General features: G+C 51.9%; 7 protein-coding genes. 6 read left to right on the forward strand and 1 reads right to left on the reverse strand.

The genetic code is table 11. The annotated features are described in order from the left end of the window. Positions 1–13 precede the first annotated feature (13 nt). Positions 14–850, reverse strand: a complete 837-nt coding sequence (gene fghA / locus ABOC97_RS03890) for an S-formylglutathione hydrolase (RefSeq protein ID WP_349594302.1) — start codon at positions 848–850, stop codon at positions 14–16. 331 nt (positions 851–1181) lie between these two features. Between fghA and folE the strand changes: the two genes are divergently transcribed. The 6 genes from folE (at position 1182) to mglC (ending at position 8119) form a co-directional block, all read left to right on the forward strand. Further along, positions 1182–1850 (forward strand): GTP cyclohydrolase I FolE, encoded by a 669-nt coding sequence (gene folE / locus ABOC97_RS03895; RefSeq protein ID WP_234504133.1) that lies wholly within the window; start codon positions 1182–1184, stop codon positions 1848–1850. A gap of 21 nt (positions 1851–1871) precedes the next feature. Next, entirely contained in the window at positions 1872–3029 is a 1158-nt protein-coding gene (gene yeiB, locus ABOC97_RS03900; RefSeq protein WP_349594305.1) for a DUF418 domain-containing protein YeiB, read from the forward strand. 156 nt (positions 3030–3185) lie between these two features. Then, a complete protein-coding gene (galS, locus tag ABOC97_RS03905; protein WP_349594307.1) occupies positions 3186–4208 on the forward strand; it encodes an HTH-type transcriptional regulator GalS in 1023 nt (340 codons plus the stop codon). Between the two features lie 291 nt (positions 4209–4499). Continuing rightward, complete coding sequence (gene mglB / locus ABOC97_RS03910; protein ID WP_349594309.1) at positions 4500–5498, forward strand: galactose/glucose ABC transporter substrate-binding protein MglB; 999 nt, start codon at positions 4500–4502, stop codon at positions 5496–5498. A 74-nt stretch (positions 5499–5572) separates the two neighbouring features. Then, positions 5573–7093, forward strand: coding sequence for a galactose/methyl galactoside ABC transporter ATP-binding protein MglA (gene mglA, locus ABOC97_RS03915; RefSeq protein WP_234504126.1), 1521 nt, complete (start codon positions 5573–5575; stop codon positions 7091–7093). Between the two features lie 15 nt (positions 7094–7108). Beyond that, positions 7109–8119 carry a galactose/methyl galactoside ABC transporter permease MglC gene (gene mglC, locus ABOC97_RS03920; RefSeq protein WP_052285156.1) on the forward strand — a complete coding sequence of 337 codons (1011 nt, stop codon included), beginning with the start codon at positions 7109–7111 and terminating at the stop codon, positions 8117–8119. The last annotated feature ends 153 nt before the right edge of the window (positions 8120–8272 follow it).

Raw genomic sequence — 8272 nt, forward strand, 5'->3', positions numbered from 1 at the left:
GGCCAGAAGCCGGTTATTTCAACAACGACTCTGCGTGGAAGCGCAGATGATCTTCAATAAACGACGCAATAAAGTAATAGCTATGGTCATAGCCTGGCTGAATGCGCAGCGTCAGCGGCCACTCTTTCTGGCGTGCGGCTTCGGCAAATACCGCAGGCTGAAGTTGGTCGGCGAGGAACTGGTCGTTATCGCCCTGGTCAATCAGCATCGGAATGGCATCGGCGCTTCGGCTTGCCAGCAGCAGTTCGGTACTGTCCCATTCGCTCCAGCGGGATTGATCGTCCCCCAGATAAGCGCTAAAGGCTTTTTGTCCCCACGGAACGCGGCTTGGATTCACGATGGGCGCAAAGGCTGAGGCGCTGCAATAGCGCCCAGGATTTTTCAGCGCCAGCATCAGCGCACCGTGGCCGCCCATTGAGTGGCCGCTGATAGCACGGCGAGTGCTGACGTTAAATTGCGCCTCAATCAGCGCTGGCAGTTCGTCACGCAGGTAGTCATACATGCGAAAATGCGCAGCCCACGGAGCCTGGGTGGCGTTCAGGTAAAAACCGGCGCCCTGGCCAAGATCGTAGCCGGCATCGTTGGCAACGCCTTCACCGCGAGGACTTGTGTCCGGCATGACCAGAACTATGCCCAGTTCGGCAGCAACCCGCTGTGCGCCTGCCTTGGTGGTGAAGTTCTCATCATTACAGGTCAGGCCTGAAAGCCAGTACAGTACCGGTGGCGGCGTTTTTTTCCCTTCAGGTGGTAAAAACAGACTAAAGGTCATCGGGCAATTTAGCGTGGTGGAATGGTGCTGCCAGCGCTGCTGCCAGCCGCCAAAACAGCGGTGCTCTTCGAGCATTTCCATGCGTGATCCTCGCGTTTTTTGTCAGAATTAAGCGTTCCATCATACAGATAATTCAATGGCGATGAGTAACTTTCACTTCCGCATTACCACTACATGCTGCATCATAAAGATAACTTTACATTTACATCTGAGGCGTTAATCGCGGCTCGCCTTCACGCCATGGTTGCTGTTGTCGGTCGATGAACAGATGGTCTCGAGACCTCAGCCTGACAGATATTAACGATTGCAATAATTATCACTACGAATACTGGATTCTGTGCGTCGCCTCACGCACAATGAGTACAAACTTTGCCCCCTATAAAGCAAAGCGCACACCTGCAGGAGAGAAAAGATGTCATCACTGAGTAAAGAAGCGGTACTGGTACATGAAGCGCTGGTCGCCCGTGGCCTGGAAACGCCGCTGCGCCCGCCGGTGCGCGAAATGGATAATGAAACCCGTAAGAATCTGATTTCCGGCCATATGACAGAGATTATGCAGCTGCTAAATCTCGATTTGAGTGATGACAGCCTGATGGAAACGCCGCGTCGCATCGCCAAGATGTATGTGGATGAGATTTTCTCCGGCCTGGATTATGCCAACTTCCCGAAAATCACCGTCATCGAAAACAAGATGAAAGTGGACGAGATGGTGACGGTGCGTGATATCACGCTAACCAGCACCTGCGAACATCACTTTGTCACCATCGACGGTAAAGCGACGGTGGCCTATATCCCGAAAGAGTCGGTGATTGGTCTGTCGAAAATTAACCGCATCGTGCAGTTCTTTGCTCAGCGTCCGCAGGTGCAGGAACGTTTGACGCAGCAGATTCTGACGGCGCTGCAAACGCTGTTGGGCACCAACAACGTGGCGGTTTCTATTGATGCGGTGCATTACTGTGTGAAAGCACGCGGTATACGCGATGCGACTAGCGCGACCACGACGACGTCGCTGGGTGGCCTGTTCAAGTCCAGTCAGAATACCCGCCAGGAATTCTTGCGCGCGGTGCGTCACCACAACTAATGCATTAACGGAGTAGGGTACATGGAGCGGAACGTCACGCTGGATTTTATTCGCGGCGTTGCCATACTCGGTATCCTGCTGCTGAACATTAGCGCCTTCGGCCTGCCGAAGGCGGCCTATCTGAACCCGGCCTGGTATGGCGATATCACTTCGCGCGATGCCTGGACGTGGGCCATTCTCGACGTCTTTGCCCAGGTCAAATTCCTCACCCTTTTTGCGCTGCTGTTTGGTGCTGGATTGCAACTGCTGTTGCCGCGCGGTGCGCGCTGGATCCAAAGCCGCCTGACGCTGCTGGCGCTGCTGGGATTTATTCACGGATTGTTGTTCTGGGATGGCGATATTCTGCTGGCCTATGCGCTGGTGGGCCTGGTGTGTTGGCGACTGGTGCGTGAGGCGCGTGAGGTTAAATCCCTGTTCAACACCGGTGTGCTGCTCTACGGTGTGGGCGTTGCCGTACTGATTCTGCTGGGAATGATTGCCGATAACGGCCAAAGCCGCTCCTGGGTGCCGGATGCCTCCAGTCTGCTGTATGAACACTACTGGAAGCTTAACGGCGGTATGGAGGCTATCAGCAACCGCACCGATATGCTTTCCGCGAACCTGCTGGCATTGGGCGCTCAGTATGGCTGGCAGCTTGCCGGGATGATGCTGATAGGTGCAGCGCTAATGCGCAGCGGTTGGCTTAAAGGCCAGTTCAGCCTGCGTCATTATCGGCGCTGTGCGGCGGTGTGCATTCCGCTAGGGATATTGATTAATCTGCCGGCTGTCGTTGCGCAGTGGCATCTTAACTGGGATTACCGCTGGTGTGCGTTCCTGCTTCAGGCTCCACGTGAAATCAGTGCCCCGATTCAAACTCTCGGCTACGCGGCGCTGGCCTATGGCTACTGGCCGCAAATCAGCCGTTTCCGGCTGGTGGCGGCGGTGGTTTGCGTGGGGCGGATGGCGCTCACCAACTACCTGCTACAAACGCTTATCTGCACCACGATTTTCTACCACTTTGGCCTGTTTATGGACTTTGATCGCCTGACGCTGCTGGCGTTTGTAGTACCGGTCTGGCTGGCAAACCTCATTTTCTCGTGGCTGTGGCTGCGCTATTTTCTTCAGGGGCCGGTGGAATGGCTGTGGCGACAATTGACCGCGCGTGCGTCAGGGATATCATTCCGCAGCACATTTAGATAACGATCCAGATCACAACCATTAACAAAATGGATGTAACCGTTTCCAGCCCTGTGACCTCTCTCACGTAGTTGCGCTAAAGACACTGCCAGAATAGCGCTCTTGCTGGACATAGGGGGTGTATCGTGAACTGCAGCAATTTATTACCGGACGGTGAGTATGATCACCATTCGTGATGTCGCCCGCCAGGCCGGCGTTTCTGTTGCCACCGTGTCCCGCGTGCTGAACAACAGCGCCTTGGTCAGCCAGGATACCCGTGATGCCGTGATGAAAGCGGTTTCTTCATTGGGCTATCGTCCCAATGCAAACGCTCAGGCGCTGGCGACCCAGGTCAGCGACACCATTGGCGTGGTGGTGATGGATGTGTCCGATGCCTTTTTTGGCGCGCTGGTGAAAGCCGTGGATATGGTGGCTCAGCAGCATCAAAAGTATGTGCTTATCGGTAACAGCTACCATGAGGCAGAAAAAGAGCGCCACGCCATTGAAGTGTTGATTCGCCAACGATGCAGCGCGCTTATCGTTCACTCGAAAGCCTTAAGCGACCGCGAGTTGAGTGAGTTTATGACCCATATGCCGGGCATGGTATTGATTAACCGCGTCGTGCCGGGCTACGCCCATCGTTGCGTATGTCTTGATAACGTCAGCGGTGCGCTGATGGGTACGCGTATGCTGCTCAATCATGGACATCAGCGAATCGGTTATCTCGCCTCCAGCCATAATATTGAAGATGACGTGCTACGGCGGGAAGGGTGGACGCGCGCCTTGCAGGAACAGGGTATCGTGGCGCCGGAAAGTTGGGTCGGGACCGGTACGCCGGACATGCCCGGGGGTGAAGCGGCCATGGTCGAACTGCTTGGGCGCAATGCTGGGCTGACCGCCGTATTTGCCTACAACGATAACATGGCCGCCGGGGCGCTCAGCGCATTAAAAGACAACGGAATTGCCGTGCCGCAGCAAGTCTCGGTTATCGGCTTCGATGATATTCCCATTGCCCGCTATACCGATCCTCAACTCACGACCATCCGCTACCCGATTGTTTCTATGGCAAAACAGGCGACGGAACTGGCGCTTCTTGGGGCGGCAGGAAAGCTTGATAGTGAGGCAACTCACTGTTTTATGCCGACGCTGGTTCGACGTCATTCGGTAGCTCAACGGCAATTTGTGCATCCCATCACGAAGTAACACGTTCACCCGATGTAACCGTTTTCAATCTGTGATTAAATTCACAGATTGTTAACATTGCGATGACTATGATGGCAGCGTTTATTCGATTGAAACATGATGTAACGGTGATTAATCACTTTTTATAATGCGTTTCAGCCCTAAACACAGATTAAAGCGTAACCGGGATCGTGACTCAACACGGAAGAACAAATTTTTATCAGTGAATTTCGTCGTGCAGTAACATCTTATTAACGTTGCCTGCCGACTATTATCATCTGAACTACCCTGCATAATAAAACCGGAGATACCATGAATAAGAAGGTGTTAACCCTGTCTGCCCTGATGGCCAGCATGTTTTTCGGTGCCGCAGCGCACGCAGCCGATACCCGTATTGGTGTGACGATCTATAAATACGACGATAACTTTATGTCCGTTGTGCGCAAAGCTATCGAAAAAGACGGCAAAGCTGCTCCTGACGTGCAGTTGCTGATGAACGACTCCCAGAACGACCAGTCCAAACAGAACGACCAGATTGACGTGCTGCTGGCAAAAGGCGTGAAAGCGCTGGCGATTAACCTGGTTGACCCGGCAGCGGCGGGCACAGTGATTGAAAAAGCGCGCGGCCAGAACGTGCCAATCGTCTTCTTCAACAAAGAACCTTCGCGTAAAGCGCTGGATAGCTACGACAAAGCCTTCTACGTCGGTACTGACTCTAAAGAGTCCGGTATCATCCAGGGCGATTTGATTGCTAAACACTGGGCGGCGAACCCGAATTGGGATCTGAACAAAGACGGTCAGGTACAGTTCGTTCTGCTGAAAGGCGAACCAGGCCACCCGGATGCTGAAGCGCGTACCACCTACGTTATCAAAGAGCTGAACGACAAGGGTCTGAAAACCCAGCAGCTGGCGCTGGATACCGCAATGTGGGATACCGCTCAGGCAAAAGACAAGATGGATGCATGGCTGTCAGGCCCGAACGCTAACAAAATTGAAGTCGTGATCGCGAACAACGATGCGATGGCAATGGGTGCGGTTGAAGCGCTGAAAGCACACAACAAATCATCGATTCCAGTCTTTGGCGTTGATGCCCTGCCAGAAGCTCTGTCACTGGTGAAATCTGGCGCAATGGCCGGTACCGTGCTGAACGATGCTAACAACCAGGCGAAAGCGACCTTTGATCTGGCGAAAAACCTCGCTGAAGGTAAAGGCGCGGCTGACGGCACCAAGTGGAAAATTGAGAACAAAATCGTCCGCGTACCTTACGTTGGCGTAGATAAAGACAACCTTAGCGAATTTACCGGTAAGTAATCTTTAATTATATATGGCGCACTTTGGTGCGCCATATAAATACTGACGCAGATATATCGCAGCCAGGTACAATTATGGACAACAATAATAGAGAGCCGTCTGGTGAATTCTTGTTGGAAATGAGCCAGATCGACAAGTCATTTCCGGGCGTAAAAGCACTCGATAATGTTAACCTGAAAGTTCGTCCGCACTCTATCCATGCATTAATGGGTGAGAACGGCGCGGGCAAATCAACGTTATTAAAATGTCTATTTGGCATCTACCAAAAAGATTCCGGCAGTATTTTATTCCAGGGTAAAGAAATTGATTTCCATTCAGCAAAAGAAGCGCTGGAAAATGGAATTTCAATGGTTCACCAGGAACTTAACCTGGTATTACAACGTTCGGTAATGGACAACATGTGGCTGGGTCGTTATCCCACTAAAGGCATGTTTGTCGATCAGGACAAAATGTATCGCGATACTAAAGCCATCTTTGATGAGCTGGATATTGATATCGATCCGCGCGCTCGCGTGGGCACCTTATCGGTTTCGCAGATGCAAATGATTGAAATCGCCAAGGCCTTCTCCTATAACGCGAAAATCGTGATTATGGATGAACCGACCTCGTCGCTGACGGAGAAAGAGGTGAACCATCTGTTCACCATTATTCGTAAGTTGAAAGATCGTGGCTGCGGCATCGTCTATATCTCGCACAAAATGGAAGAGATCTTCCAGCTGTGTGATGAAATTACCGTTCTGCGCGATGGGCAGTGGATTGCCACCCAGCCGCTGGAAGGGCTGGATATGGACAAGATTATCGCCATGATGGTGGGACGTTCATTGAACCAGCGTTTCCCGGACCGGCAGAACACGCCAGGTGAAGTGATTCTTGATGTTCAGCATCTGACTTCACTGCGCCAGCCATCAATCCGTGACATCTCGTTCCAGCTGCGTAAGGGCGAAATCCTTGGTATCGCTGGGCTGGTGGGGGCGAAACGTACCGATATCGTCGAGACGTTATTTGGCGTGCGCGAAAAATCGGGCGGCACCATTACGCTACACGGCAAGAAAATTAATAACCATAACGCCAACGAAGCCATCAATAACGGCTTTGCTCTGGTGACGGAAGAGCGTCGCTCTACCGGTATCTATGCCTACCTTGATATTGGTTTTAACTCGTTAATATCTAATATCAAGAATTATAAAAATAAAGTGGGGTTATTGGATACTTCCCGCATGAAGAGCGATACCCAATGGGTTATTGACTCCATGCGTGTTAAAACGCCAGGGCACCACACGCAGATTGGTTCATTATCGGGCGGCAACCAGCAAAAGGTTATTATCGGTCGCTGGCTGTTAACCCAACCTGAAATTTTAATGCTAGATGAGCCGACTCGTGGTATCGACGTGGGTGCGAAGTTTGAAATTTATCAATTAATCGCTGAGCTAGCGAAGAAAGATAAAGGGATTATTATTATTTCTTCCGAAATGCCTGAGCTGCTGGGAATTACCGACCGCATCCTTGTCATGAGTAATGGCCTGGTTGCTGGAATTGTCGAAACGAAAACAACAACGCAAAACGAAATTCTCCGTCTTGCGTCATTGCATCTTTAATCGCAGGGGCTCGACATGAGTACATTAAATAAAAAAAGCTTTCTGAGTTATCTGAAGGATGGCGGCATCTACGTCGTTCTTTTGGTTCTGCTGGCTATTATTATTATCCAGGACCCGACTTTCTTAAGTTTATTGAACCTCAGTAACATCCTGACCCAGTCTTCTGTACGTATTATTATCGCGTTGGGCGTCGCGGGCCTGATTGTCACCCAGGGTACTGACCTGTCTGCTGGTCGTCAGGTTGGCCTTGCGGCGGTTATCGCGGCGACGCTGTTGCAATCCATGGAGAACGCCAACAAGGTATTCCCTGAGATGGCAACGATGCCGATTTTCGTGGTGGTACTGATTGTCTGTGCGATTGGCGCTGTGATTGGTCTGATTAACGGCATTATCATTGCTTACCTCAACGTGACGCCATTTATCACCACCTTGGGTACCATGATTATCGTTTACGGTATCAACTCCCTGTACTACGACTTCGTAGGTGCATCGCCGATTTCCGGCTTCGACAGCGGCTTCTCGACCTTCGCCCAAGGGTTTATTGCACTGGGCAGTTTCCGCCTGTCATACATCACCTTCTACGCGCTGATTGCCGTTGCCTTTGTTTGGGTACTGTGGAACAAAACGCGCTTTGGTAAAAACATCTTCGCTATCGGCGGTAACCCGGAAGCGGCGAAAGTTTCCGGTGTGAACGTGGCGCTGAACCTGCTGGTGATTTATGCGCTGTCCGGTGTGTTCTATGCCTTCGGCGGTCTGCTGGAAGCAGGGCGTATCGGCTCGGCAACCAACAACCTCGGCTTTATGTATGAGCTGGATGCGATTGCGGCCTGCGTGGTCGGCGGCGTATCGTTTAGCGGCGGCGTGGGTACGGTTGTTGGGGTCGTGACCGGTGTTATCATCTTCACCGTTATCAACTACGGTCTGACCTATATCGGCGTTAACCCGTACTGGCAGTACATTATCAAAGGCGCGATCATCATCTTCGCTGTGGCACTGGATTCATTGAAATACGCCCGCAAGAAGTAACAGAGCGCAGCCAGAAAAAGCCCGACGCATGTCGCAATGCCGTTCACTTAAGCGGAGCAGCATGACGGTTAACCGGATAGCGGGTTTTTGATATTTTAACCGCCCTCGGCCTTGATGGTCGGGGGCGTTTTGTTATAAATAGCACCTCCAGAC

The sequence above is a fragment of the Kluyvera huaxiensis genome (assembly GCF_040149365.1).
GTDB lineage: Bacteria > Pseudomonadota > Gammaproteobacteria > Enterobacterales > Enterobacteriaceae > Kluyvera > Kluyvera intermedia_A.

Excerpts from the sequence above, each read along its gene's own strand:
- folE (WP_234504133.1), top strand. The coding sequence starts at position 1,182 with ATGTCATCACTGAGTAAAGAAGCGGTACTGGTACATGAAGCGCTGGTC.
- mglA (WP_234504126.1), top strand. The coding sequence starts at position 5,573 with ATGGACAACAATAATAGAGAGCCGTCTGGTGAATTCTTGTTGGAAATG.
- yeiB (WP_349594305.1), top strand. The coding sequence starts at position 1,872 with ATGGAGCGGAACGTCACGCTGGATTTTATTCGCGGCGTTGCCATACTC.
- galS (WP_349594307.1), top strand. The coding sequence starts at position 3,186 with ATGATCACCATTCGTGATGTCGCCCGCCAGGCCGGCGTTTCTGTTGCC.
- mglB (WP_349594309.1), top strand. The coding sequence starts at position 4,500 with ATGAATAAGAAGGTGTTAACCCTGTCTGCCCTGATGGCCAGCATGTTT.
- mglC (WP_052285156.1), top strand. The coding sequence starts at position 7,109 with ATGAGTACATTAAATAAAAAAAGCTTTCTGAGTTATCTGAAGGATGGC.
- fghA (WP_349594302.1), bottom strand. The coding sequence starts at position 850 with ATGGAAATGCTCGAAGAGCACCGCTGTTTTGGCGGCTGGCAGCAGCGC.